This is a genomic window from Streptomyces sp. NPDC051740 (assembly GCF_044453165.1).
In the GTDB taxonomy this organism is placed as follows: Bacteria; Actinomycetota; Actinomycetes; order Streptomycetales; family Streptomycetaceae; genus Streptomyces; species Streptomyces atrovirens.
Genome location: NZ_JBITCL010000022.1, coordinates 19,702 through 44,532 on the forward strand (window position 1 = coordinate 19,702; position 24,831 = coordinate 44,532).

The window sequence follows — 24,831 nt, forward strand, 5'->3', positions numbered from 1 at the left end:
GCCCCCCGGGGGGGGCGGCGGGGGGGGGGGGGGGGGGGCGCGGGGGGGCCCCCCCCCCCCCCCCCCCCCCCCCCCCCCCCCCCCCCGGGTGAGGGTCAGTCGTCGAGGGCGTCCACGACCTTGCCGAGGTCGACGAACTTGAAGTTGGTCGCGTCCCGGTCGCCGTCGCCGGGGGCGTCGTGTCCGTCCTGGACGACGAGGAGTCCGTTCGGGTACTTGGAACCGAGCGGGGCGTTGAGGGCCGCAGCGCCGTCGCACTCCTCGGAGCCGTCGAGGGTGTCGCTCGCGGCCGTGACCCGGAAGCCTCCCTCGTACTCGTTGGCGTCCTCCAGCTCGCGGTCGTAGGCGGCGAAGGTGTCGTCGCCCTGGCTGGAGGCGAGGAGATGGCCGTCGCCGTCGGACTCGGTGAGCAGCGTCAGGCCCTCGACGTCCGCGGAGATCTTCGTGCCGCCGTAGCCGGGGTCGGCGCCCGGCGCGCACTCCTCGGTCTCCTCGTCGTAGGCACCGGGGACGCCGTACTCGCGGACCTTGTCGATCAGTTTCGGCGTGCCGGTGAGGTCGGCGCGCAGGCGCCAGATGCCGATGTCCTCCTGGCCGGCGTAGAGCATGCCGTTGGCCGGGTCGACGACCATGCCCTCGACCTGCGGCAGCTCGCCGGGCTCGCCGCACGGGGACCACGAGGTGCCGTCGGGCAGCCGGAAGGCGGAGGGCAGGTCCAGGGCGCGGATCTTGCGGTACGTGACCTTGCCGTCCGCGGCCGGCAGCAGCTCCAGGAGGGCGATGCTGGTGCGCTCGCGGCGGCTGACCAGGGCGTAGGACCTCCCGGTCGCCGGGTCCGTCCAGGTCGCCAGACCGTAGGCGGTCCGCTGGTCGTTGATCTCGGCCTGGTCCTGGGAGAACACGGGCGGCGAGGCGGGGTCGGTGACGTCGGTCAGCGGACCGCCTGTGCGGTCTCGGTCGATGCGGTAGAAACGCAGTCGATCGTGGCCACGGTCGCTGGTGACGGCCAGGTCGGCCTTCCCCGAGGAGAGCCGCAGCCCGTGGAGGAGATCCACGTTGTTGAACCGGCCCGGGGCGTCGTCCTCACCCACGGCGGGAGGCGCGGCTACCGACTGCACCAGTCGCGCGTCCAGGTCGTAGACGCGCAGACCGCCCTCCTTGGCGGTGGCGACGACGAGGCTGCGGTCAGGGGCCGCGGTGTTGCGCCAGATGGCGGGGTCGTCCGCGTCGGCGTTGCCGCCTTCGTCGTCGTCGTGCAGCACCGGCGTCTCCGCGCGGGGGGTAATGGACGGCAGTGAATCGCCGGAGACGCGGTGGCGGCCCTCGGCCTGGGCCGGCACAGCCAGGGCCGCCGCTGTGAGGGTCGTGATCACGGCCAGCACGGCCGACCGGGCGCTCGTGGAGCGAGTCACGCGGATCTCCTCTGAGAGGGAGTGGGTGGTCCTGCGAGAGAGTGGGCCCTCTTCGTGTCGGCACGGCAGCCGCCGACCGACCGGTAACCCCGACCTCGCATGTACACGAGGTGAACGACGTCTCGGACAGCGGATCGTACGTCGGGAGCGTGGCGACAGAGCCCGGGGTCGGCCGCTAACCGCCGCCGGGGCTGGAGCGCGAGAGCCGGTCCGAGGTGGTCGACGATCCGGTCGGCCGCCGGCTTCGAGATGCCGAACAGCGGGGCGAGCCGGCGCAGGGTGAGGTTGGTGCGTTAGTACGCGGCCACCAGCAGCACCCGGCCCTGAAGCGGCAGCGACCACGGCCGGCCCTTGCGGACCGGATCGGCCCCCTCACGACGCAACGCGGTGATCAGCTTGTTGAACTGCCGCGGGCCCAGCCCGGTGAACGGGCCTGTCCACGAGGGCTCCGACGCCGTGATCACACCAGCCACGGCATGATCATCTCACTTCTGACCAGCAGTTACGGGACAACCTCTACCGCGAAGGCTGGAGTGTCCACTAGAAGACTGATGAAGATCTTCTAGCCCCCGCGCCCGGCCCTGACACCAGGGCCGGGCACCCCGCCCTCTCCCGGGAGACCCCGTTGCGTCGCTCCACACTCACCGCTGCCGCCGTGGCCACACTGTTCCTCGCCGGAGGCTGCTCCGACGAGCCCGAGGTGAAGCGTCCGAGCCCCACCGCTCCGACCACTTCCTCCGCCAAGCCCACACAGGCACCTGCCACACAGCCGCCCGGCCTGGACCTGCCCAAGAACGCGCAGACCCTGGTAGCCGAGACCACCGGCACCAAGAACCAGGAACTGCCCGCATTCACCCCGCAGGAAGGCGCCTACCCCCTCTACGCGGCGTGCGAGGGCAAGGGCAAGGTCTCAGCTTGACTCTGTCGGGGATCTTGGAGTTTCCCGGTGCGGCAGCATGATCAACGGGCATGCTCGGGTGGTTCCGCCGACCGATGCAGCTGTCGAGGTGCCCGTTGTCCCTTCGCCCCCGTTCCGGTGAGCAGGTCCCGCCTCTGACTGCGCAGGTCGCACGGGCGAGCAACCCGGTCGGAACGACGGCGATATGGGTCCGTGACCGCCTCGACGGACTGTGGCGCGACGAGGACTTCGCCGACTGGTACCCGCGGGACGGGCGCCCCGGGCTCTCGCCTGCTCAACTGGCCACCATCTGTGTGCTGCAGTTCCTGCTCGGCCTGTCGGACCGGCAGGCCGCCGAGGCGGTCCGCTGCCGCATCGACTTCAAGTACGCGATGGCCGTGGAGCTGGACGATCCCGGCTTCCACCACAGCGTGCTGACCGACTTCCGCGACCGTCTCGCCGAAGACGACCGTGCCGACCGCCTCCTCGACCTGGCGCTGGCCCGCCTCAAGGAGGCCCCGGCCTGGTGCGCGAGCGCACCACGCAGCGCACCGACTCCACCCACGTCCTGGCCTCGGTGCGCGACCTGACCCGCCTGGAGCTGGTCACCGGGGCGGTCCGCGCCGCACTCGAAGAGGTCGCCGGTGTCTCCCCTCACCTGCTGGACGGGCTGGTCGATGAGGACTGGGGGATCCGCTACGGCCGGCCGGTCCGTCTGGGCAAGAACCCCACCAAGCCCAAGACCAGGATCCTTACCACCGGAGACGACGCCGTCCGCCTCCTGGAACACCTCGACCAGCACGGAGCAGACCGCACGCCTGGCCCTCGCGTCCAGGCCCTGCGCCAAATCATGGTGCAGAACTACCACCGTGACGCCCAAGGACACCTGCGCTGGCGCACCGCCGAGACGGAAGGCGGGCCCGGGCTACCGCCATCGTCCCGGGCGATCGTCTCTCCCTACGACACCTCGGCCCGCTACGCACGGCACGGCCACATCATCAGCTGGAAGGGGTTCGCCACTCATCTGACCGAGACCTGCGCTCCCGACGGCCCCAACGTGATCACGGACGTGGCCACCACCGCGGCCACCACCCACGACAGTCAGGTCCTGCCCGGCATCCACACCCGCCTGGCGCGTCGAGGACTGCTGCCCGCCGAGCACCTGGTCGATGCCGGCTACACCTCCCTGCCCCACCTGGAACAGGCTGCTCGTGAACACCAGGTCACCGTCTCCGGGCCGCTGCGGAGCAACCCCACCCGGCCACACCGCCGGGCCGAGGGCTTCGCCCGGGACGACTTCCACATCGACTACGACCGTCGGCAGGTCACCTGCCCCCAGGGACAAGTCAGCGCGGGCCGGCACGGCCCCTACCCGACGTCCTCGCCCACCGCGGCCCCGCTGATCGTGGCCAGGTTCACCAAAAGCCAGTGCCGCCCCTGTCCGGCCCGCACCCAGTGCACCACCGCCGACAGCGCCCGCACCGTCGGCTTTCCCCCACGAGAACTCCGAGACCTGCAACTCCGCGTCCGCACCGAGCAACAGACACCCGAGTGGAAGACCCGCTACGCGGTCCGCTCCGGAGTGGAGGGCACGGTCAACGAGTTCGCCCATGGACACGGCATGCGGCGCTGCCGCTACCGAGGACAGGGAAAGGCCCACATCCAGCACGTCCTGACGGCCATCGCCGTCAACATCGAGCGCCTCAGCGGACTGTCACCAGCCGAGGAAGCCTCCACGGCCCGCCGGCCGACTGCCTTCCAGAACTACCTTGATCAGCGTGAGATACCCCGGCTGAAGTCCTGGCGAATCCTGGGAACCTGACCGGCATCTCCAAGATCCCCGACAGAGTCAAGCTCAGAGGCCGTTCTCTTTCCGAACCTCGTGTGACGTCTTCGCTGGTCAGGCATGAAGCAGCTACTGCCACGGCAGTCTCGGCCCGTTGCCGGACGAGATGTCGTGGAGGTGGCGGATGCCGTCGATGCGGGCAATTCGGGAAACGCGGCAGAAGGCCGCAGCCGCGCAGGTGAAGCACTTGGAAGCCGAGTTGGAACGAGTGCGGGCGGCTCTGGCGGATGCGGGAGAGGTGCACCGGCGCCGGGTGATCGGCTCGGAGCAGTATCTGGAGGCGCCGGCCGAGGCGGATGCGCCCGCCGTGGTGGCCAGCGAGGTGTCGCAGAAGAGGCCGGTCGGGCCGCGCCGGGCGGTGCCTCACCGCCAGGACGCTCCCGGAGTCGAGGTGTTGTCGGTGGACTACCAGGCGTTGATGGCCGCCGCCGTGGAGGCGGGAGCCGACGGGCTCGGTGCCCGACGGGCGGCGGTGGTGCTGGGCTGGGACAGCGCGTCCGCCTCCCGCGTCGAAGGCGCGCGGGCCCGGCTGAAACGGCTGGTGGAACGAGGCTGGCTGGTCGAGGCGAAACCGGGCAGGTTCATGCTGCCCGCGCCGGAACAGGACCCTGGCCCCGGGCGGCCAGGCGGCGGCTCATGAGCATGGTCATCGACCACGGGATGACGGCCTCGCTGGTATCGGTGCGCCGCTCGTAGTCACGCACCAGGCACCGGCTGCGGAGGAATCAGGCAAAAGACCTTTCCACGACCCAACGGCGGGGCAGCGCCTGAAAACCTTGGACGTCGTCGCTGCGACGGACGACATCGAGGACGAGCCCGAGGTGCGCCGCGGTCCAGTCGGTGAGGTGGCCGGTGTATCCGCCGTCGGCCCAGACCCGTGCCAGCCGCCCGAAGCGGCCCCTGGCCACGGGCAGCAGGATCCGGGCGGCGTCCCGGTCGGTGGTCGAGGCCGGCGTGACCAGCACGGCCAGAAGGAGTCCGAGGGTGTCGGTGAGCAGGTGCCGCTTGCGCCCGTTGATCTTCTTACCGGCGTCGAGGCCACGGGAGGCGTGGGTGACGGTGGCGTCCGCCTTCACCGACTGCGAGTCCACGACCGCCGCGACCGGCTCCTCCTTGCGGCCCTCAGCCTCGCGGGTGGCCTCGCGCAGCCGGTCGTGCAGCTCGGCCATCAGCCCCGCATCCCGCCAGCGGGCGAAGAAGGCATACACCCGCGGCCAGGGCGGGAAGTCGCAGGGCATAGCCCGCCGCTTGATGCCGTTGTCGACGAGGTAGCGCACCGCGTCGATCATCTGCCGGTGGCAGTAGCCCTCCGGCCGGCCGCCCCGGCCCGCCAGCCATCCCGGCACCGGCACCGGCACCGGCACCGGCAGCAGATCCCGCACCAGGGCCCACTCCGCATCGCTCATGTCCGAGGCGTACCGGGGACGGCGCTCCGGCCGGCCGGCCGCGTTCCCGAACCGGTGGGCGTGGCAGTCACACCCAGAAGTGGACGGACTGGACTCGACGACCACAACCACGCGACACTTCGACACCAGAGCCTCTTGCTTCTCGCTGGATTCGACAACCGCGAGCCACCAAGAGGCCCTTCCTTCATGCGTCCGCACCGGCCAACTCACTCGAACCAGAGCCCCGTTCAAACCTGATCGACTCCACGAACGGATAGAGAACAGCCAGTTACTCCGGACCGACCCGGTCGTGCGGTCAGTTGTGTTGAGCCGGGCCCTCAAGACCTTCGGGTGAAGAGCGCACGTGATCGTCCGGGGTGCGGTCGGCTGCGGTGCCGGAGACTCCAGGATTTGCGCCTCGGCGCACACGACCTCGCCTTACCCGGCGTAACACTTGGCGAGTCGATCACGCTGTTCGAGGTGTGCAGGTTGTTGATCGGTAAACGTCACGGTTCCCCGCGGCAGTTGTGGGCCGCGGGCGCCGGGTCCTGACTGTCCGGCAGCGGGCCCGCCCGTGTGACCGCGGTCCGGAACGCGGCCTGCCTCACCCTCCCAGGAAAGGGGATCCCCAAAAGTACCCATTTACCGACTTCGCTCCTTTTCCTGTCCAGGTCGTTCGTCGACCGCCATCACGGTCCACAGAAAAGTCCGTTGCCTTGATAGCTACGAAAGTCCGGCCTGCTGTGCCCCGGCATGCCCGCACCATCACCTATGGCCGGATGCGGGGCATCTACCTGCCTCGTCTCGCGGATGCAACCGCCTCCTCGATGGCCACCTACGGCATCCCGCTGCTGGTGCTGGGCACGACGGACTCGGCTTCCCTGACCGGAATCGCCTTCGTGCTGACGTGGGCACCACGCCTGTGCACGTTCGGTCTGGCCGGTATGGCCGTCGACCGTTACGGGCCCGCACGGGTGTTCCGGCTGGCCGCCGCGACTCGGGCGCTGGTCGTCGGATGCGTGGCACCCGCCCTGGTGATGACCGACGACGACATGGCCCTGGGCCTGGTGATGCTCCTGGCGGCGTGCGCGGGGTGCCTGACCCAGTTCAGCTACATCGCGGCCGAGAGCGTCGGCGCGGTCGCCAGCCGGGACGCGGGCGACGCGGCACACCGCGTCCAGTCGGTTCTCCTCGGCATCGACCAGACAGCTGCTCTGGTCGGCCCGGCAGCAGGCGGCTTCCTTCTGCAATGGGACGGCTCCAGTGGCATGCTCGCAGTGCTCGGCGGCTTGTCGACACTGGCGGCCGCCATCGCCCCGCGCATGCGCCAGGCACCCGCGCAAGCGACCGCGCCCGCTGCACGGGGATGGCGCACCGGCTGGTCCACCCTGCGCGCACTGCCGGCGCTCGCGTGGCTGGTGGCCGGGCTGGCGTTCTCCAACCTGGCCCTCGGTCTTCTGGAAGCGGCTACCCCGGTGATCGTGGTGAAGCACCTCGGCCAGTCCAGCGCCTCGGTCGGCGTGATCTGGTCCTGCGCGGCCGCCGCATCGCTGCTGGCAGTCGCCATCTGCCGCGTCATGATCGACCGGTGGGGACTGCCAAGAGTGGGACGCTGCGCCGCTCTGGTGACGAGCGTGCCGTGCTTCCTCATCGCGCACGCCGACTCCTACTGGGCGTACCTGGCGCTGATCGCCGTCTTCATGGCCGGCGACAGCGTGCTGGCCGTCGTACTGCGCACGCTGCGATCCCGTCTCATCCCCGTCGAGGTGTTCGGCAGCACACTGTCGGTGACCGTACTGATCCTGCTCCTGCCCTACCCCCTCGCCGGCCTCCTCATGGCCGTCGTCGGCCCAGCGGCCATACACACGCTGATCACCGTCTGCGCGGTACTGCAAAGCCTCGGCCTTGCCTGCGCCCTCACCTACGGCATCCGCTCCCGGACGCACCGCGGCAAGCACCGCAAATGAGGTCCACGCCAGCCCTCTCGGGCACGGACCCGCCAAGACCGTTACCTGTACAGCAGCGAAGTACCACCGGTGAAGCCCAGGCCAGGCGACAAATACCGAAGATCGAGCCGTACCCACGATCCGGTGGCACCACCGCGGCGGTACGAGATGCGGAAGAGCGAGTGCGCATACAACGGGTCGCGACGGACGGCCCGTAAGGCGGTGGGCAGTACCTGGCGGACGCAGGTGTACTTGGTCGTGTTCACTCAATTCGGGGTGCGTCGTCGTGAGCCGACTGATCAAGTGTGGGCGATGAGCGAACCGCCGCCTGCTCCAGGGCGAGAACCCGTCATGCGGAATCGGCCGGTGCCAGCCTCGATCTTTCGCGAGGGTCTGCCGGCGGACTCGGTGGGCCCTTTCGCTTTCCGGAGCTGATGGTGGGCAGGTCGGCGGCCCGGCTGCCGCGTCGGGTGGGCGCCGGGTTCCACTGCCCCGGAGCGGGTGATGTTGTCGTCGGGTCGGTGGACGTTGCTGGTCAGCCGGGGTTGGGCAGGAGCGCAAGTCGTTCGAGTGCGGCGGTGATCTCGCCGGTCCGGGGCCGGTGCCGGGCAAGGCGGAGGATGCGGCGCCGGCCGGTGGTGACGAGCTGAGCGGCCGCGGGGAACAGGCGGAATCGCAGGCGGCGCGGTTCCCAGAACCGGGCGGTGCCGGTGAGGCCGGGCATCGGCATCCAGGCCAGCAGGTCCAGGGCGATCTGGACGATCTCCAGCCAGATGCGGTTCTGGGCGGTGTGGTGCAGGGGCAGGTTGCGCAGACCGGTGGCCCGGGCGGCCCGGATCCGGTCTTCGGCCCGCGCCCGCAGCCGGTGACGGAGCTCGAGCTCGGCGATCGGCCGGTGGGGGGTGTTGGTCGCGAAGCAGGTGATCCGCATGCCGTCCGCGTCAGTGATCCTCAACTGGGCACCGGGATGTGGTCGTTCCTTGCGGATGATCAGCCGCATACCCTTGGGCCGGCCGTCCAGAACGTCACCGGTGAGTTCGGAGACCCAGGCACCGTCCCGGCCCTCTCCGTCGGTCTCGGCGGCCGGGGTCCAGGCCGGGGCCGGGACCTTCAGCACGTGTTCGTGGATCGCTTCGGTGACCGTCATGCCGACCGAGTAGGACAGCCATCGTCCTCGCCTGGTGAGCCAGGACACGAAATCGTGGGTGCCGCCCGCGGAGTCCGTGCGGATCAGCGTCTGCCGTCCGCGCCGGTACTTCTTCGGCAGCTGGGCGAGGGCGAGCTGGGTGGTGATGTGGTCGGCGGCCGTGTTCGAGCCCGCGTTCCCGGGCCTGAGGAGGGCGGCGACGGGTTCGCCGGTTCCGCCCGGGCCGTGGCCGCCCTTGCGGCTCTACCGGGCGGTGGCTGTGGCCTGGCATCCCGACAAGCCCGGCGGCGGCCACAATGCCTTCCAACTCCTGCAGGAGACCTGCAGGATCCCCGAACTCCTCACCTCGACACCACGCCACCGCTGCCGGCCGTGCGGCCCCGCTGCGTGCCGGATGACGGCTGGGGCACTGCGCCCAGACCGATCCGACGAACGTCGTGGCGGCACCATGCGATGTCAGTCGACGTGCGAGGCGGCCGCCCACCACAGGCGTACCTCCTTGCGGACGTCCGACGGACGCAGTTCCCATCCCTGGCCCCCAGCGGCCTCGGCCACGTATCCGGCACCCACGCCACGGTAGTCACGAAGGGGGATGGAGCACTCCACGGGCGGCCGTGTCTTCTTGGGCTCGCGCGGGGCCGAGGCCAAAGTGGTCCAGTGGGCGACACGTCGGTCGACCCGGGCCCGGTAGTACTCGGTGTCCCCCTCGTGGCGCAGCTCCGGCCAGGTCACGAACCAGGAACCCAGCCGGGCAATACCGCCCAGCGTGTCATCGGTGAACCGCAGGTAGCCGCGTTCGAAGCGGTTGCTCACGGCCGCGATCGCGTCAGCGAACAGCCCGACGACGAAAAGCACGGCCGCGGCCGCCAGCCACAACGCGCACAGCACCGGGAAGCACACCAGGGTGGCCACAAAGCGCAGGACCAACTGCCAGCGCGGCCGGGCCGGTTCAGGTGTCCAGGTCGCGGGATCCTCGTAAGCGCGCATGACAGGATTGTGTCGTAGGCCCTCGGGCAGTGCGGATGCGGTGGGCAGCAGTTGAGCATTCGGTTCACCGAACCTGCCCGTACCACCGCGTGGAGCCTGGCAGGCTGTGGCGGGTGAGGGCTGACTAGGTGGGGAAGTCCCGTCGGGAGCAGCGGATGTCGACGCGGGTGCGGCAGGACCCGTGGCGGGTGGAGCAGGCCACGAAGGAGCGGGGCTGGGCGCTTGTCTCGGTGCGAGCCGTCACGTCATGAGCAGACCCCCGCCCCCCTGTACCTGAACCACCGTTCCGGCCGCACTGCGCACACGACGCAGACCCTGCCAGCGACCCCGTCGGCTGCCACGGCGCCCACGCCTCGTGCCTCGCCCATCCGGCCAGCCCCGACCGCGAGGCCTACCTGGCTGCCCTGACCCCCGGCACCGACATCGACCATCGCAGCACCCCCTTCACCGAACCCCTTCTCAACGCTCTCCTTGACGCCCTGCGCGACCCCATCACCCGACACCCCGTCTCGGCAACGCCCTATTCGACTGGGCCACCTTCGAGGGCGAGGCCCGGTTCGGGTCGGCGGCCTTCAAAGGCGACGCCCGGTTCGAGTCAGCGACCTTCCACCGCGACGCCCGGTTCAAGTCAGCGACCTTCCAGAGCGATGCTCGGTTCGGGTCGGCGACCTTCCACCGCAGCGCCGGGTTCGAGGAGGTGGTTTTCGAGCGGTGGGTCAGCCTCGGACCGTTCGTGTGCGGGGCATCTGCTCACGGAAGGTCTGCCGACAGCCACGGGTGGGACACACCAGACGCCACACCCGCACACGGACCACCACCCGACGGTCGTCCACCGGCACGTCGGCGACTGTCCGCCAGTGGTAGCCGTGCACCCGCCCCGTCGACGCCCCGCACACCGGACAGATCGCGGCCTCCTGTGGAGTCCGCGCCCGCACCACGATCCGCTCACCCTCGTCGGCCACACCCTCGACGACCAGCGGGAACAGACCCGAAAACACCATCTGCACAAGCCCGCTGACGTCCTTCACAGAAGGCCAACGACCCTCACGACTCTCCGTCACCACCGAATGTGAGACAGGGCCGTTCGTTTGACAGACCCTCATGAGCAAGCCCGGCTTGCGGCAGCCGACTTGATCGAGGTGTGGGTCAGTGACCGGGAGGATACGATGACAGTATCGGCCGGGCGATGTTCTCCACCCTCAGGCGTCGTCGCCGAATCTGACAAGCGCAGAGCCGAGTTGTACGCGCGGGAATGAGCAATGGTCAATTTCGGTCGCGTGTTCGGAATGCCGTCGGGCAGTCAGGATGGGTTGGTGTCATGTCACTTCCACCACCGTCTCCGCGGGGAACCGCGCTGATCACCGGAGCGTCATCGGGCATCGGTGCGGCCATGGCACGCGCGCTCGCGTCGCGTGGTTACGGCACTACTTTGGTGGCGCGCGACGGGGACAGGCTGCGGCGCACTGCGGATGAGCTGCGCGAGCACGGTGCCCGTGTCGAGACCATCGAAGCCGATCTCACCAGTCGGACGGACCGAGCAGAGCTTGAGGCACGCGTCGGACGGACGGGGCTGACCGTCGACATCCTGGTCAACGGCGCCGGCGCGGCCACCCGCGGCAGCATCGCGGAGTGCGACCTCGACGCAGAGCTCGGACACATGGAGCTGAACGTGGTCAGCGTCGTGGACCTGTGCCGCACGTTCGTCGACGGAATGATCGCCCAGAAATCCGGCGCGATTCTCAACATAGCCTCGACGGCGGCATTCAAGCCGATGGGCGGACAGGGCACTTACGCGGCATCGAAGGCGTTCGTGCTGTCTTTCACCCGCACACTCAGGCTCGAGCTCCGGGAATCCCCGGTGACCGTGACCGCACTGTGCCCCGGCCCGGTTCCCACCGATTTCGACCGGCGCGCTGGATTCACCGACGAGGAGATCTCGGCGATTCCAGCGATCATGTGGAAATCCGCCGACGATGTGGCAGCCGTCGCGGTGGCCGCGTTGGAGCGCGGAGCGGAACTGTGCATACCCGGCCGGGCAAACGTGGTCGACGCGACGATGTCGCTGCTGAAGACGAAGCAGCAGGCGTCGCAGGCGGTCAGTCGGTGATCCGCCCAGGCGACCAGGAGTGCCCAGGCCGGGGCCTCGGAAGGCTCCGCCCGGCCAGGTCGGTCAGGGGCCTGCGTGCGACTCCGCTCTCGTGAGGCTGGTTAGGGCGGCGGCCACAACCCGATCCACCGTGAGGCCGAACTTCTCGTAGAGGACTTCGTAGGGCGCGCTGGCACCGTAGTGCGGCAGGGCGACGATCTCTCCGTACTCACCGACGAATTCACGCCAGCCGAGGGCGATACCGGCCTCCACCGAGACACGTGCCCTCACCTCCGGCGGCAGGACGCGGCGGCGATAGGCTTGGGCCTGCTCGACGAACCACTCCACGCAGGGCATCGACACCACACGGGTCGCGATGCCCTCCGCTTCGAGCAGTTCGGCCGCCCGAACCGCGAGCTGCACCTCGGATCCGGTGCCGATCAGAATGACCCGGGGCGTCGGAGCCGAGGATGCGACGAGCACGTAGCCGCCCCTGGCGACCTCGGCGTCCGTCGTCCGGTCGAGCACCGGCAGATCCTGCCGCGACAGGAGCAGGCCGGCGGGACGGTCGCCGTGTTCGAGGATGGTGCGCCAGGCGGTCACGGTCTCGTTCGCGTCCGCCGGGCGCACCACGTCGAGCCCAGGGATCGCGCGCAACGCGGCGAGGTGCTCAACGGGCTGATGGGTCGGGCCGTCCTCGCCCAGGCCAATCGAATCGTGCGACCAGACGTACGTCACCGGCAGTCCCATCAGGGCCGCGAGACGCACCGCCGGACGCATGTAGTCCGAGAAGACGAGGAACGTGCCCCCGTAGGGCCGGAACCCGTAGAGCGCGAAGCCGTTGAGGATCGCGCCCATGGCGTGCTCGCGGACACCGAAGTGCAGGTTCCGGCCGTAGAGTGCGCCGCCCTTGGGCTCGGGCAGGAAGCTGTCGGCACCGTGGATCACCGTGCAGTTGTTCCCGCCGAGGTCGGCGGAGCCGCCCCACAGCTCGGGCAGCGTCGCGGCGACCGCGTTCAGCACCGCGCCTGACGCCGCGCGGGTCGCCGCCCGCGCACCGGCCGGGAAGGCGGGGAGCTCGGACCACCACCCGTCCGGCAGACCACGGCTCGTCATGCGGTCGAGGAGTTCCGCGGCCTGCGGACTACCCGCGCGCCACTTCTCGAACCGGACGTTCCAGTCCGCGCGCGCATCCCGGCGACGCTCAGCGCCCTGGCGCGTGTGGCGGAGCACATCGTCGGGGATGTGGAGGGTCTGGTCCTCCGGGAGTCCGAGCAGGCGCTTGGTCGCCGCCACCTCGTCGGCGCCCAGCGGCCCACCGTGCGATGTCGCGGTGCCGTGGGCGTTCGGTGCCGGCCAGGCGATGACGGATTCGACAGCGATGATCGAGGGACGGTCGGCCTCATCGCGCGCCGCGCTCAGCGCGCCATGCAGCGCCGAGATGTCATTGATGTCCCGAACACGTTGCGTATGCCAGCCGTAGGCGTCGTAGCGCGCGAGTACGTCCTCGCTGAACGCCAGACCCGTGTCGCCCTCGGTGGAGATGTGGTTGTCGTCGTAGAGGAGGACGAGGTTGCCGAGCCGCTGATGACCGGCGAGGGAGGATGCCTCGCTGGTGAGCCCCTCCTGGAGATCGCCGTCTGACGCGATGACCCAGACGGTGTGGTCGAACACGGAGCGGCCGGGCAGGCTCTCCGGATCGAACAGACCGCGCTGCTTTCGCGCCGCCATCGCCATGCCGACCGCCGTCGCGAGGCCTTGTCCGAGGGGCCCGGTCGTCATCTCGACGCCGGGTGTGCGGCCGTACTCCGGGTGCGAGGGGGTCGGTGACCCCCACTGTCGCAGCCGCGCGAGATCCTCGACGGACAGGTCGTAGCCCGAGAGGATCAGCTGAACGTAGAGCGCCAGGCTCGTGTGCCCGCACGAGAGGACGAACCGGTCGCGGCCGATCCACGTCGGGTCCGACGGGTCGTGCCGCATCAGGTGCTGGAAGAGGAGGTAGGTCGCCGGGGCGAGGGCCATCGCCGCGCCGCAGTGGCCGCCGCCCGCCTGCTGGACCGCGTCGGCCACGAGGGCACGGCTGACCGCGATCGTCTTGTCATCGAGATCGGACCATTCCAGGGCGCTCTCGGCGCTCATTGTGCTGGTTCCCCTTCGTTCGCGGCTGTGTGTGGTGCTCCGTTCACGAACTGGCGGATCTCGGCCAGCTCGCCCTTGACCAGATGGTTCATCAGACGTCTGTCCACTGCGGGCAGGGCTCTGATGAGCTCGGCGGGCACCCGCTCGACGAACGAGCACGCCAACGACAGTGCCTCGCCCAGGACTTGCTCGTCATGCAGCCTCAGGCTCTCGAGCACATCCCGAATGTCGCCGCGGCACATGTCGTCCGCATAGGGGGGGATGAGGTCTTCGGCCAGCCTCGTGATGACGTCGAAGGTGTCGACCACCATCCGCATGCAGGCGGCCAGGTTCGCAGGGTCGTCGCGGCGTTGGGTGATCGAGGGCGTGCCAGCCTCGCGGATTCGCCAGTAGTAGACGACCTCCGCAAGGACGTCGACCGCCGAGGCCTCGATGTGCGCGCGCATCATGACCGGCGCGTCCTCGTACGTCGGCAGCGCGAAGGCCAGCTCCCGCGAGGTCCAGAACGAGCGACGGAACACCTTGTTCCACACCATGCGGTCGCGCACCAGTGCGGTATGGCGCCGGATGTGGGTGCGGTGCCGGTTCTGCGCGAACACGTTCCGGTATCCGGGGTGGGGGCGTACGCCGGTGCTGTCGATCCGTCGCACGTCGCCGGTCGAGAAGTCGGATCCCGAGGCTTCGAGCGAGGCGATGTGGGCGGCGTACGCGCCGGGCGGCACGATGTCATCGCCGTCGCAGAAGGCGAGGTACGTCCCGCGCGCCGCCCGCACGCCGGCGTTGCGGGCGGCGCTCAGGCCGGAGTTGCGTTGCTCCAGGACCCGCACCCGGGAGTCCTTGCGGGCCCACGCATCGGCGATCGGGCGACTGCCGTCAGCCGAGCCGTCGTCGACGACAACGATCTCGGTGTCGGCAATGTGCTGGCTGACCAACGACTCGAGGCAGGCGGAGAGGTAGAGCTCGACATCGAATACGGGTACGACGATGCTCAGCATCGGTGGCATGGTGCTTCCGGTCCTTCCTCCGCGGTACTGCGGTGGCAGCAGAGCGCCTTCGGAAGCGTACGAAGCGTCCGGCGTGTTCAACACCGGTGATCGTTCATGGAGCGGCGCGTGCCCGCCGAATTCGGCGAACGCCCGTGCGGCAAGCCCGGATCGAGTGGTATCGGATAGGGGCCATCATCGCCGAGCCCCTTGCTCTCGAATCAAGTCGTCCATACGGATGAGCGCGGCTCGCATCGATTCTCGGCCTATATAGCGGTTGTCGGCGAAGAGCTTGAACTGCGCGTCCGGCCCGTAGGTACGGAGCATGAGGCCGAACCGCAGGAAACTGGATTCGACCTTTCCCTCGGTCAGGAAACCACGGCGGCCGTCGGCCCCTTCGGACGCCTTCGCAGCGTCCTCCGTGAGGGGGAGGCTGAGATGGTTGACAAAGTGATCGAGCCAGAAGAATTCCCCTCCACTGGACTGATCGACTATTTCCGCGACAGGGGCCGGGTCGTACATGCTGTGCCTCGGCATCCTGATCAGGGACGCCCAGAGTCTCCTGACCGTGTGAGCAAATTCAACGTCACCTGCCATGGGCGCGATTCCTTGCTGAGCGATGGTACCGACGTAGTCGTGAGCCGTTCCGCCCAGCCTGTTCGAGCACGTCACGATCATCGGGAACGCATTGTCTCCAGTCATCTCCAGGAAGGCGCGGGCGGCACTCGACATGAGAACGGCCGATTCCCAGACGCCCAGGTCGCTCGCCACTCGGCGGGCGATCTCGCCGAGCGACTTCGAGTGAAGAGTCATTCTCGGAAATCTGATGTCGCCCTCAGCGGTTCGCCGTTCTCCGAACCTCAGCCGTGGCACATCGTGCAGGGTTTTCCGCCAATGGCCGACGGCCGCATCCAGCGCTTCCTTGCCGGCTTGCGAGTTTTCGTAAGCGGCCCGCTCCAGCGGCTGAAGCGGATGTGATGCGAGGACGGTGTCCTTGTCCGCTCCCAGCAGTACGTTCCAGTCGCGTTCCATGATCGTCACCGCGGTGGCGTCCGCCGCGATGTGGGAGACAGCGCCGCACACCCAGAGCGGCCGGTTCGCTCGCCCCATCAGGATCCTGAAACGTACAGGCCACTCACGAGAGAGTTCGAACCTCCTGGAGGCGAGCTCCCGCACCCAGTTCGAGGCCAATGAGGGGGGCTCGTCGTCCTCGTCCACACAACACAGGGAGACAGTTGCCTCACCCGTCCTGTGGACCATCTGCGAAGGCCTCTCCTCGCTCTCGGAGGTGATCAAGCTACGTAGTGACTCATGCTGCTCGACCAACCTTCTTATGCTTTCCACCACATCCGGAAGGGAGAACCCGCTCGAGACCCTCCAAAGGAACGGGAGGTTGAACCTCGCGTCTTCAGGCGCGATTCTCCTTATGGTGTTCCATTGCTCCTGCTGTCCCCATGTCAGGGGTCCCGTGGCCGAGCGATTCCCGGAGAATTCAAACGTACACTGGTCCATTCATGGGCTCCCGCAGACGGTAGATGAAGACCCTTGCGGTCCGGTCAACGACGCACCCGTCCGCGGCTTCGGCACCCTGACCGACGGCGCCCATTGCCCAGGCGCGACGGTGCCGTGGCCCATGGCGCACGGAATAACCACACATTCACCATCGCAACGCATCACTGGACGACTCCCTCGGGCCGCGTACGGTATGCGTTTTCCGCCTTCATCGTCAATACCGATCACACGCCGCCGCCACGAGGCGACGAGAATCGGCCAAACGCCGGGCAAGGAAGCGCGTTCCCTGCAAACCCGCAGTTCAGCACGGATGAGGTGCGGCGCCGCAGGTGATCGCGCAGTCGCTCCGAAGACGCAGCGCGTCGCGGCCACAGGGCAGGACGTCGGCACAAGGCATGCAATCGGCCACGCCCACTGTTGATCTCAACGAGAGAAAGCGCATACTCCTTTGCATTGCCCACAGCGCTAATGTTCGAAATTTCAAACACCTGTCATTGAGCTGCTGCCCAGCACGACTGCCCCCTCGGGTCGGCCGCGCAGGACAGCGGATGGCGTGCCATCACGGAGTCGAGAGGTGCGATGGTGTCAGTGCTTTCCGTTTCCCGCGAGAACGAACTGGTCTCCGAGGACGACTTCATCGGTCAGATCACCACAGTGGAAATCGATCAGCTGCTCCCCGCCGACCTGATCCGCCTCGACGGCATCAGCGAGGAGCACGTCGCCCTCATCGCCGACTCCGAACTGTGCACGCCTCCCATCATCGTGCACAAGGCCACGATGCGTGTGATCGACGGCATGCATCGGCTGAGGGCGGCGATCCTCAGGGGAGACGACAGCATCCAGGTCAAGTTCTTCGACGGCACCCTGGAAGCGGCGTTCATCCTCTCGGTGACGGCCAACAACGCGCACGGCCTGCCACTGACCGCCGCGGACAGGCGCGCGGCGGCCGCCCGGCTGCTCGCCCTGTGCCCGGACTCGTCGGACCGCGCGATCGCCGCGATCGTGGGCATCTCGGCGCACACCGTCGCCGCCGTGCGCCGTTCAACCGAGCAGACTGCGCAGTCGAACAGCCGCGTGGGCAGGGACGGCCGGGTGCGGCCGGTCAGTACCGTGGAGGGGCGCCAAAAGGCCGCGGAACTCATGGCGGCACGGCCCGACGCCACCCTGCGCGAGGTTGCCAAGAAGACCGGCCTCTCGCTCGGCACCGTCGCCGACGTGCGACGCCGTGTGCTGCGCGGTGACTCCCCGGTTCCGGCCGGCCAGTCAGGACCTGCGGGCTCGGTGAACTCGCCCGCGGCAAGCGCCGCGGACGGTGCCGACCCGGGCCTCGATGTGACCGCCTCCTGGCGGCAGCTCACCCGTGATCCCTCGCTGCGGTACACCAGTCACGGCCGACAGTTACTGCGCCTGCTCAAAGCGCACTCCTCCGTCGCGCAGATAGCCCACTCCGTTCCAAGTCACTGCTCACAGAACGTCGCGCTGCTGGCACGGGAGTGCGCCCAGGCCTGGGGGCAGCTCGCGCAGCGGCTCGAAGGACCGCGGCCCAACCCGGCCGACGGCCTCGACTGAGCCCAGGCGCTCGGCGCCCCACGGCCCGAATCCCGCTCGCCCGCCGCGTCATCGGGCGTCTCAGGACGCGGCGGAGAGAGCCAGCGCCGCGGGCGGCGGGCGCCGGTCGACACGGTGCAACAGCAGCAGCGCGCCCGCCGCGGTGGCGAACTCTCCGGCGGCGAGGCCGAACCAGACGCCGCGCGTGCCCCACAGCAGACCGCACACGATCACCAGGGGCGCCTTCAGAAGGATCAGCGAACCGATGGTCAGGACGTAGGCGGGCAGCGGCCGTCCCAGGGCCTGGAAATAGGCCGCGATCAGCGGGGCGACACCGATGACGACCCCGCCGACAGCGATGACGCACAGGGCGAACCTGGCCTCCTCGGCAGCCTCGCCGCCGCTGACGAAGATACCGACGAGCGGTTCGGCGAGCACCGTCAGCAGAATCGCGGTGGCCGTGCCGTAGACGAGCGAGGCCCGCAGCGCGAGCGCCCGCGTCCGCGCCACTCGGGCGTCCAGACCGCGCCCCGCGTTGTAGCTGACGATGGGCTGCAAGCCCTGGCTGATGCCGGTGTGCGGCATCACGGCGAAGGTCTGCAGGCGGGAGCAGACCACGTACGCGGTCAGCGCTATCGCGCCCCCGGTCACCGCAAGGGTGCTGTTGACCAGCACGGCGAGCACGGTGAGGCCGATGTTGGCCAGGAAGGAAGGCAGCCCGATGCCCACCAGCGTGCGCAGGGTCACGGCGTGCGGGCGCAGGTCGGCGAGGCGGACACGGTACGGCCGCTCGCGCCTCGCGAAGAAGAACCACCAGCTCATCACGGCGGATACGGTCTGCCCACCGACGGTGCCCAGGGCGGCCCCGGTCACCCCGAGGTCGAAACCGAAGATCAGCAGCGGGTCGAGGATGATCTGCACCACGATGGCGCCGATCCACATCCGGGTGGAGAACCCGACCCTGCCCTCGGCGCGCACCAGGCTGGAGAACCCGGTGTAGGACAGAGACCCGCACAGCAGGATCACCGCGTACTGCCGGGCGTACTCGTGCAGTGAACCGGTCGCGCCGAGCGCGTCGAGAAGCGGGTCGATGAAGACCAGCCCGGCCACGGTGGTGACGGTGGCGGTGCCCCAGAACAGCGTGAAGGCGTTGCCCGCCGCGCGGGAGGCCGCGCGCTTGTCACCGGTGCCCAGCGCGCGGGAGACCAGCGTCGCGCCGCCGACGCCCACGGTGGTGGACACGGCGCCGAGCAGCAGCAGCAGCGGGGCGACGAGGTTGACCGCGGCCATCGCCTGATCGCCGGCCCCCTGGCTGACGAACCAGGCGTTCGTCAGGGCGTAGAAGCCGAACATGCCGACGGACGCGATGGTCTGTACGCAGTTCTCCCACAGCAGCCTGCCCACCGGGCGGGTCGCCATACGGCCCACGGCGTCCTCGGCCGCGGTCGGCGCGGCCTCCGGCGTTTTCGAGCGCTTCGAGGGGCTGTTCACGCCCAGCAGGAAACCACGCGCGTGATCGGTTCAACCACCGCGCGCGGCACCGCGGATCGCGACGCGTGACGGTTCTCCGTGCCCTCCCCCACCTCCCCCCACCTCCCCCGGCCTTTCCCGAACTCCGTCATGCCTCGGGGAATCCGTTCGGGAACGGCGACCGCTCGCAGAACCCAACTCACGATCGCCGCGGCCGGGTTGGAACTGTTTGACGCCCGGCGAGGCGTCGCTCACAGTGGAGATCCCGTACTTCTCGGCCAAGGCTCAATCCGAACAGAGCACCTCCCAGTCCATCGATGTCGCCCGTTGGGGAATGCACGCGGCGGCGGTCAATAGCGCAGGGAAGAGTAGGTCGCGGCATGGCAGAACTCGGCATGGGGGCAACCGGCCCCCAGACTTCACGCAACCTCGACAACCGCGAGTTCCTCGATCTGCGCCGAACGGTTGCGGTGCGATCGAAGACCCTGCACGCGCTCGAGGAAGACCCGCGCTATGCGTCGGAAGTGCCGGACGAAGTGAGCCTGCAGCTCACCTACAAGTGCAATCTCCGCTGTCTGCACTGCTATCAGTGGAGCGAACAGGGCTTCTTCCACGAATTCAGCCTCGCCGAGCAGAAGACCGAACTCCGCATCGACATCGTGCGTCAGGTGCTCGCGGCGACCTCCGGGCGGAAGTCGAAGCTGTTCGTCTGGGGCGGCGAGCCGCTCATGTACTCGAAGTTCGGCGAGTTCGCCGACCTGCTGGCCGCCGATCCACGCCCCGTGACCATGTGCACGAACGGCCTGCTCATGCGGCGCCACGAGGATGATCTGCTGCGGATCGGGAAGAACCTCAGCCTCCTGGTCAGCCTCGACGGGCTCAAGGAGCACCACGAGGCGCTGCGCGGGGCGCGCAGCTTCGACCGGACTATGCGCAATATCCAGCACATGATCGACCTCCAGCGCTCCGGTCGTTTCGGCGGCACCATCTCGCTGTCCTGCATGGTCAGCAACGAGACCGTCGGGCAGATGTACGAGTTCATGGAATGGGCGGAGGAACTGGGCGTCGACAGCGTCTATTTCCAGTTCCCCTGGTACATCAACGAGGACGTCGCCTCCGAGATGGACGACCTGTATCGCGAGGAGTTCTCCTGGCTCAATCCGCCCGAGCCGGGCAAACCCGCGACGTGGCACTCGTACACATACCGGCTCAAGCCGGAGGCCATTCCGATCCTGCGGGATTCGATGGCCAAGCTGGCCGGGCGGCGCTGGAAGTCGCGGGTCCGATATCAGCCGCAGGTCGGGCCGGACGAAGTGGACGACTTCATCCGGGGCACCTCGAAGCCGGCCCAGGGTCGGCGGCGCTGCCTCGCGGTGTCGAACCGCATGGAGGTCCACGCCGATGGAAACGTCAGCTCCTGCAAGTTCTTTCCCGAGTTCGTGGTGGGAAATCTGAACGAGACGGACGTCCTCGATCTCTGGCACAGCGAGCGTTTCCGACGCGTGCGGGAAATTCTGCGGAGCAGGGGCCTCATGCCCGTGTGTTCAAAGTGCGTCCTTCTGTATCTGAATGGAGTCTAGGCGTGGATCCGATCTTCAGCACCGTCTCGACGTGCCTGCACAAGGTTCTGGCGCGCGAGGTCCCCATCGAGCCGGAGACAAGCATCATCTCCGATCTCGGCCTCGACTCCCTGCAGATGATCGAGTTCCTGCTCACGGTCGAGGACACGCTCCAGGTCGAGCTGGACTTCGAAAGCATGGACATGGATTACCTGCAGTCCGTGGACGCGTTCTGCCGCTTCGTGTCCAGCAGGGGCTGAGGGCCGGGGAAACGGATGCGAGCCGTGGAACCGCGGAAGAGCTCCCTGCACATCGGCCCGGTGGGGGTGGAGGATTCCTGGCGGCCCGCCGACCTCGCCCTGCTGCCCCGCATCGGGTCCGCCCACGGCTCCGCCATCGCGCAGGCCCTGGACGAGGTGCTTTCCGCGCTGAGCGAGGAAGGCGACCGGTTGATCACGGCCTTCGAGCCTCCACCCGGCTTCGTGGAGGCGATGCGGTCAGCGGGCTTCCCGGTGGACCCCCTGCCCCACACCGAAGGCGCCGGCGACGTCGTCGCGCGCACGCTGGCCCGGGCGGACGTGATCCGTCCCCAGGTCGCCGGGATGACCCTGCGGCCGTACGCCGCGCGCCCGGAGTACGAGGATCTCGCCTCAGCGCTGGATCTGGCCTACCCGTCGCCCACCGCCGAGTGCGCGATGCGGGTCAACTCCAAGACGTGGTCCAACGACGTCGTCCTGGCCCACGGGTGGAACGGAGCCGCGTGGCCCGTCACCTCGCTCGCCGAACTGGAACGCAGGGTCGCGCAGGCCGGCTCCGTCGTGCTGCTGAAGGACCCCTACGGCGTGTCCGGTCAGGGAACCCTCGCGATCCGCTCGAAGAGCGCGTACCGCTCCGTGGCCCGGCACCTCTCCCGGCAGGTCGACCGGGGCAAACGACTCGAACTGCTCGTCCAGCCCTTGTTCGAAAAGCGCAGGGACTTCTCGTCCCACTGGCACATCTTCCCGGACGGCTCCGTACGGAGTACCGGGCTGCTGGAGAACGACGTCGACGGCTTCCGCTACCGGGGCTCGTCCGCGGTGGATCCGGAAACGTTTCGCCAGGAGCAGTTGGAACACATCGACACGGCGGGCAGGACGCTGTGCAAGGAACTCTTCGCGGCCGGGTATTTCGGCCCGGTGGACATCGACGGGCTCATCACGACGGACGGAACGGTCGTACCGTGTCTGGAGGTGAACGCCCGCGTATCCATGGGCACCGTCGCGCTGGCACTGATGCGCCACGCCGCGCGGCTCGGCCTGCACGCGACGCTCGAGTTCATCGGCGTGCGACTGGACGCCCGGACGCGCCCCTTCCCGTCATTCGTGAACAGGCTGGACGACGCGGGCCTGCTGTACCGGCGGCAACGGCCGGGAGTCGTGCCGATCGCGGCCAACACCCTCACCCGGGGCGAGCGTGGCCGCCTCGTCCTCGGCGTGTTCCACCCGCCCGGCGCCGCGGCGCACGTGCTGCGTGAGGCCATCGCGATCGCCCGCGCGTGCGGAATCCATCCGGAGGATCAGCGCCACCCCTGCCACGCACGGCCCGCCGACGACCCGGAGCGATGACGACCATCGGCCGTCCACCCCCTTGGAGAGAAAAGCCCATGTCCAACACGCTCATCCGCTCCCCCAAAGCAGGCCCGTCCTGGCTGGTGCTGCAACTGCTCGAACGATGCAATCTACGCTGCCACATGTGCTACGAGTGGGGTGACGGAGGGTCTTTCCACATCCTGCCGGAACTCGCCGAACTCGACGTCGACCTGGTTCTGCGTACGCTTGAGGAGTGCCGGCCGGTCCGGCCGTACGTCGAGCTGTTCGGCGGGGAGCCGCTGCTCTACAAAGGCGTCTGGCAGGTCATCGACGCGATCCACGCCGGCGGGAGCCAGCTCGTCTTTCCCACCAACGGGACGACGCTGCGCAGCCACGCGGACCGGCTGGTGGCCGACCGCCACATGAGGGTGTGGGTGTCCGTGGACGGGCCGCGCGAGGTCAACGACGTGCAGCGCGGCGCCGGGGTCTTCGAGAAGGCCATGGCCGGGATCGACGCGATCGACAGCCTGAAGCGCCGCCGCGGCGTGCGGTTCCCGGAGATCGGCGTCACCTACCTGGTCACGCCGGACAACGCCGAACACATCTCGGAGTTCTTCAAGGAGATCGACCTGAGCAAACTCGGCGCCGTGAGCCTGGAGTTGCAGAGCTTCGCGACATCCGAGATGCACCGGCACTACGGACGCGTGGCCCGCGACAGCTTCGGCATTCCGGCGGTGCGGCACTCGGCCCCGTATATCCGCAGCCCTCAGTTCTTCGAGTCGATCGATGTCGAGGATCTCGTCCGGCAGATGACCGACGCGCGGGACACGTGCGAGCAGGCCGGCGTGAAGTTCTTCTCCCGGCCGGCGGCGCTCGAGGTCGAGACCGTCGGGGCCTATCTGCGCGCCGACTGGACGGCGATGAAGGACTTCCACGAGCGCTGCGCCGTCCCGTGGCGCTACGCGGAGATCTCGGCGCGCGGCGACGTCACGACCTGTCACACGTTCTACGACATACCGCTCGGGAACATCTACGAGTCCTCGCTGCTGGACATCTGGCAGGGAGAGCAGGCCACGAAGATCCGTAAGCATCTGCGCTCCTCGTTGTGGCCCATCTGCCCCACCTGCACGCGGTACTACTCGCTGGAGACCCACCCGGTCTGACCAGGGCGAACCGACAAGGGCGAATCACCGAGGGCGGGGCAACGAGGGCAATGAACATCGCTTTGACGTCCGGAGTCGCACTGGGGACCCACATACCCGGGCTGCTGCTCGATCGGGCCCTGTCGGCCCGGGGGTTGCCGAGCGGTGTGTATGTGCTGGAGAAGTACTTCCCCGACGAGGTCAGGCAGCGCATTCAGATCGCGAAGGGCCGATACAGCCGCGACTACCGGCTGGCGAAGGCGGCCCACGCGATGGCCACCGACCACGCGGAGCTGATCGCGCCGGAGACGCTCACCGCGCTCTTCGACGAGTGGGACGCGGCCGACGTGGGCTCGATCACCGTCTTCTCCGGATTCTGGACGGAGGTCGTCGCGGCATACGTCGACCGGCGTCCGGACGTCCTCGTCGACGTATGCCATGTCGACGCGGTGCCCTCGCCGTCGCACCGTCACGCGGCGGAGCTCGCTGGCAGCACGCACACGTGGCTGCTCGACGCGCGGACGAACACGCTGAACGAGACGATCCCGGTGACGATGTCCGGGGCGCGGCTCCCCTGGGAATCGCGGTCGATCAGCTTCCTCGCCCATGGCGGCGGCTGGGGCATGGGGACCCATGCGGCCGCCGCCGCGCGGCTCGTCGAGCAGGGGGAATCGGTGAGCCTGGTCCTACCGGAACCCTGGAGCGATCCGCCGGCCGGGCTGAGCGCGTACCACCAGGACCCCAGCTGGGAGCCCGGTCGGGGAACGGCCTTTCCGCGACTGGTCGCGGGGCAGGGCGCGAGCGTGTCCTCGTTCGACGCCCGGGAGCACTGGGCCGACACGTTTGAGCTGACCCGGCGCAGCCGCGCGGTGGTCAGCAAGCCGGGCGCGGGCACCCTCATCGACTCGCTCAACGCCGCGACGCCCGTGCTGTTCACGGAGGCGCTGGGCGGCTGGGAGCTCGCCAACGAAAGGGTGTGGTGTGCGCTCGGGTTCGGGATGCGCCTGTCGGAGTGGCTGGACCAGCGTGATCCGGCCCTGCTCAAGGCCATGCACGAGCGCCTTCGTGCGGCCCTCGACGGGGCCGCTTCCTATCCGGACCGCATCGTCGCCCAGGGATTCGGGCGGCGAAGGCACTGACGGTTCGCGGCGCGGCGACGATCGCGCGCTGAGATCTCACAGGATCCATACGGGTCAAGGAATC

General features: G+C 68.8%; 19 protein-coding genes and 4 pseudogenes. 13 read left to right on the forward strand and 10 right to left on the reverse strand.

Translation table 11 applies throughout. The annotated features are described in order from the left end of the window. Nucleotides 1–95: 95 nt before the first annotated feature. Both ACIA6T_RS28885 and ACIA6T_RS28890 read right to left on the reverse strand, forming a co-directional pair. Nucleotides 96–1,412, reverse strand: coding sequence for a phytase (locus tag ACIA6T_RS28885; RefSeq protein WP_399449428.1), 1,317 nt, complete (start codon nucleotides 1,410–1,412; stop codon nucleotides 96–98). 80 nt (nucleotides 1,413–1,492) lie between these two features. After that, nucleotides 1,493–1,885: pseudogene (locus ACIA6T_RS28890) on the reverse strand (transposase family protein); the annotation flags it as partial. A gap of 152 nt (nucleotides 1,886–2,037) precedes the next feature. Between ACIA6T_RS28890 and ACIA6T_RS28895 the strand changes: the two are divergent. The 4 genes from ACIA6T_RS28895 to ACIA6T_RS28910 all read left to right on the forward strand — a co-directional run bounded on the left by ACIA6T_RS28895 (nucleotide 2,038) and on the right by ACIA6T_RS28910 (nucleotide 4,796). Beyond that, nucleotides 2,038–2,331, forward strand: a complete 294-nt coding sequence (locus ACIA6T_RS28895; protein ID WP_399449429.1) for a hypothetical protein — start codon at nucleotides 2,038–2,040, stop codon at nucleotides 2,329–2,331. A 95-nt stretch (nucleotides 2,332–2,426) separates the two neighbouring features. After that, entirely contained in the window at nucleotides 2,427–2,900 is a 474-nt protein-coding gene (locus tag ACIA6T_RS28900; RefSeq protein ID WP_399449430.1) for a transposase, read from the forward strand. Then, entirely contained in the window at nucleotides 2,837–4,132 is a 1,296-nt protein-coding gene (locus ACIA6T_RS28905) for a transposase (protein ID WP_399449431.1), read from the forward strand. The genes ACIA6T_RS28900 and ACIA6T_RS28905 overlap by 64 nt, the downstream gene beginning before the upstream one ends. Nucleotides 4,133–4,289: 157 nt before the next feature. Further along, entirely contained in the window at nucleotides 4,290–4,796 is a 507-nt protein-coding gene (locus ACIA6T_RS28910; protein ID WP_399449515.1) for a hypothetical protein, read from the forward strand. Between the two features lie 85 nt (nucleotides 4,797–4,881). On the opposite strand, the gene ACIA6T_RS28915 is transcribed toward ACIA6T_RS28910, so the two are convergent. Then, the gene (locus ACIA6T_RS28915) at nucleotides 4,882–5,562 is read right to left on the reverse strand and encodes an IS5 family transposase (protein ID WP_399449432.1); all 681 of its coding nucleotides are present in this window, start codon (nucleotides 5,560–5,562) and stop codon (nucleotides 4,882–4,884) included. Between the two features lie 758 nt (nucleotides 5,563–6,320). Between ACIA6T_RS28915 and ACIA6T_RS28920 the strand changes: the two genes are divergently transcribed. Beyond that, nucleotides 6,321–7,508, forward strand: coding sequence for an MFS transporter (locus ACIA6T_RS28920; RefSeq protein WP_399449516.1), 1,188 nt, complete (start codon nucleotides 6,321–6,323; stop codon nucleotides 7,506–7,508). Nucleotides 7,509–8,022: 514 nt separating this feature from the next. On the opposite strand, the pseudogene ACIA6T_RS28925 reads toward ACIA6T_RS28920, so the two are convergent. Further along, nucleotides 8,023–8,862, reverse strand: a pseudogene (locus ACIA6T_RS28925) (IS1380 family transposase); the annotation flags it as partial. 228 nt (nucleotides 8,863–9,090) lie between these two features. After that, nucleotides 9,091–9,621, reverse strand: a complete 531-nt coding sequence (locus tag ACIA6T_RS28930) for a hypothetical protein (RefSeq protein WP_399449433.1) — start codon at nucleotides 9,619–9,621, stop codon at nucleotides 9,091–9,093. A gap of 568 nt (nucleotides 9,622–10,189) precedes the next feature. Here ACIA6T_RS28930 and ACIA6T_RS28935 point away from each other — a divergent pair. After that, nucleotides 10,190–10,285, forward strand: a pseudogene (locus tag ACIA6T_RS28935) (pentapeptide repeat-containing protein); the annotation flags it as partial. Nucleotides 10,286–10,361: 76 nt separating this feature from the next. Here the strand turns inward: ACIA6T_RS28935 and ACIA6T_RS28940 are convergent. Then, nucleotides 10,362–10,622: pseudogene (locus ACIA6T_RS28940) on the reverse strand (transposase family protein); the annotation flags it as partial. 317 nt (nucleotides 10,623–10,939) lie between these two features. Between ACIA6T_RS28940 and ACIA6T_RS28945 the strand changes: the two are divergent. Continuing rightward, complete coding sequence (locus tag ACIA6T_RS28945; RefSeq protein WP_399449434.1) at nucleotides 10,940–11,728, forward strand: SDR family NAD(P)-dependent oxidoreductase; 789 nt, start codon at nucleotides 10,940–10,942, stop codon at nucleotides 11,726–11,728. A gap of 63 nt (nucleotides 11,729–11,791) precedes the next feature. On the opposite strand, the gene tkt is transcribed toward ACIA6T_RS28945, so the two are convergent. The 3 genes from tkt to ACIA6T_RS28960 all read right to left on the reverse strand — a co-directional run bounded on the left by tkt (nucleotide 11,792) and on the right by ACIA6T_RS28960 (nucleotide 16,341). Then, complete coding sequence (gene tkt / locus ACIA6T_RS28950) at nucleotides 11,792–13,846, reverse strand: transketolase (protein WP_399449435.1); 2,055 nt, start codon at nucleotides 13,844–13,846, stop codon at nucleotides 11,792–11,794. Further along, the gene (locus tag ACIA6T_RS28955; RefSeq protein ID WP_399449436.1) at nucleotides 13,843–14,841 is read right to left on the reverse strand and encodes a glycosyltransferase family 2 protein; all 999 of its coding nucleotides are present in this window, start codon (nucleotides 14,839–14,841) and stop codon (nucleotides 13,843–13,845) included. Before ACIA6T_RS28955 ends, tkt begins: the two co-directional genes overlap by 4 nt. Before the next feature lie 183 nt (nucleotides 14,842–15,024). After that, complete coding sequence (locus ACIA6T_RS28960) at nucleotides 15,025–16,341, reverse strand: condensation domain-containing protein (protein WP_399449437.1); 1,317 nt, start codon at nucleotides 16,339–16,341, stop codon at nucleotides 15,025–15,027. A 588-nt stretch (nucleotides 16,342–16,929) separates the two neighbouring features. Here ACIA6T_RS28960 and ACIA6T_RS28965 point away from each other — a divergent pair. Continuing rightward, nucleotides 16,930–17,910, forward strand: a complete 981-nt coding sequence (locus ACIA6T_RS28965) for a ParB/RepB/Spo0J family partition protein (protein WP_399449438.1) — start codon at nucleotides 16,930–16,932, stop codon at nucleotides 17,908–17,910. Between the two features lie 60 nt (nucleotides 17,911–17,970). Here ACIA6T_RS28965 and ACIA6T_RS28970 read toward each other — a convergent pair whose 3' ends face one another. Further along, complete coding sequence (locus ACIA6T_RS28970; protein WP_399449439.1) at nucleotides 17,971–19,380, reverse strand: MATE family efflux transporter; 1,410 nt, start codon at nucleotides 19,378–19,380, stop codon at nucleotides 17,971–17,973. Nucleotides 19,381–19,739: 359 nt separating this feature from the next. Between ACIA6T_RS28970 and ACIA6T_RS28975 the strand changes: the two genes are divergently transcribed. The 5 genes from ACIA6T_RS28975 to ACIA6T_RS28995 all read left to right on the forward strand — a co-directional run bounded on the left by ACIA6T_RS28975 (nucleotide 19,740) and on the right by ACIA6T_RS28995 (nucleotide 24,767). Then, nucleotides 19,740–20,939: a radical SAM protein gene (locus ACIA6T_RS28975; RefSeq protein WP_399449440.1), complete on the forward strand. Its 1,200-nt coding sequence runs from the start codon at nucleotides 19,740–19,742 to the stop codon at nucleotides 20,937–20,939. Nucleotides 20,940–20,941: 2 nt separating this feature from the next. Further along, nucleotides 20,942–21,178 carry an acyl carrier protein gene (locus tag ACIA6T_RS28980; RefSeq protein ID WP_399449442.1) on the forward strand — a complete coding sequence of 79 codons (237 nt, stop codon included), beginning with the start codon at nucleotides 20,942–20,944 and terminating at the stop codon, nucleotides 21,176–21,178. A gap of 24 nt (nucleotides 21,179–21,202) precedes the next feature. Continuing rightward, entirely contained in the window at nucleotides 21,203–22,522 is a 1,320-nt protein-coding gene (locus tag ACIA6T_RS28985) for a hypothetical protein (protein ID WP_399449443.1), read from the forward strand. A 38-nt stretch (nucleotides 22,523–22,560) separates the two neighbouring features. Further along, nucleotides 22,561–23,649, forward strand: coding sequence for an SPASM domain-containing protein (locus tag ACIA6T_RS28990; protein WP_399449444.1), 1,089 nt, complete (start codon nucleotides 22,561–22,563; stop codon nucleotides 23,647–23,649). A gap of 152 nt (nucleotides 23,650–23,801) precedes the next feature. Next, nucleotides 23,802–24,767, forward strand: a complete 966-nt coding sequence (locus ACIA6T_RS28995; protein WP_399449445.1) for a hypothetical protein — start codon at nucleotides 23,802–23,804, stop codon at nucleotides 24,765–24,767. Nucleotides 24,768–24,831 lie beyond the last annotated feature (64 nt).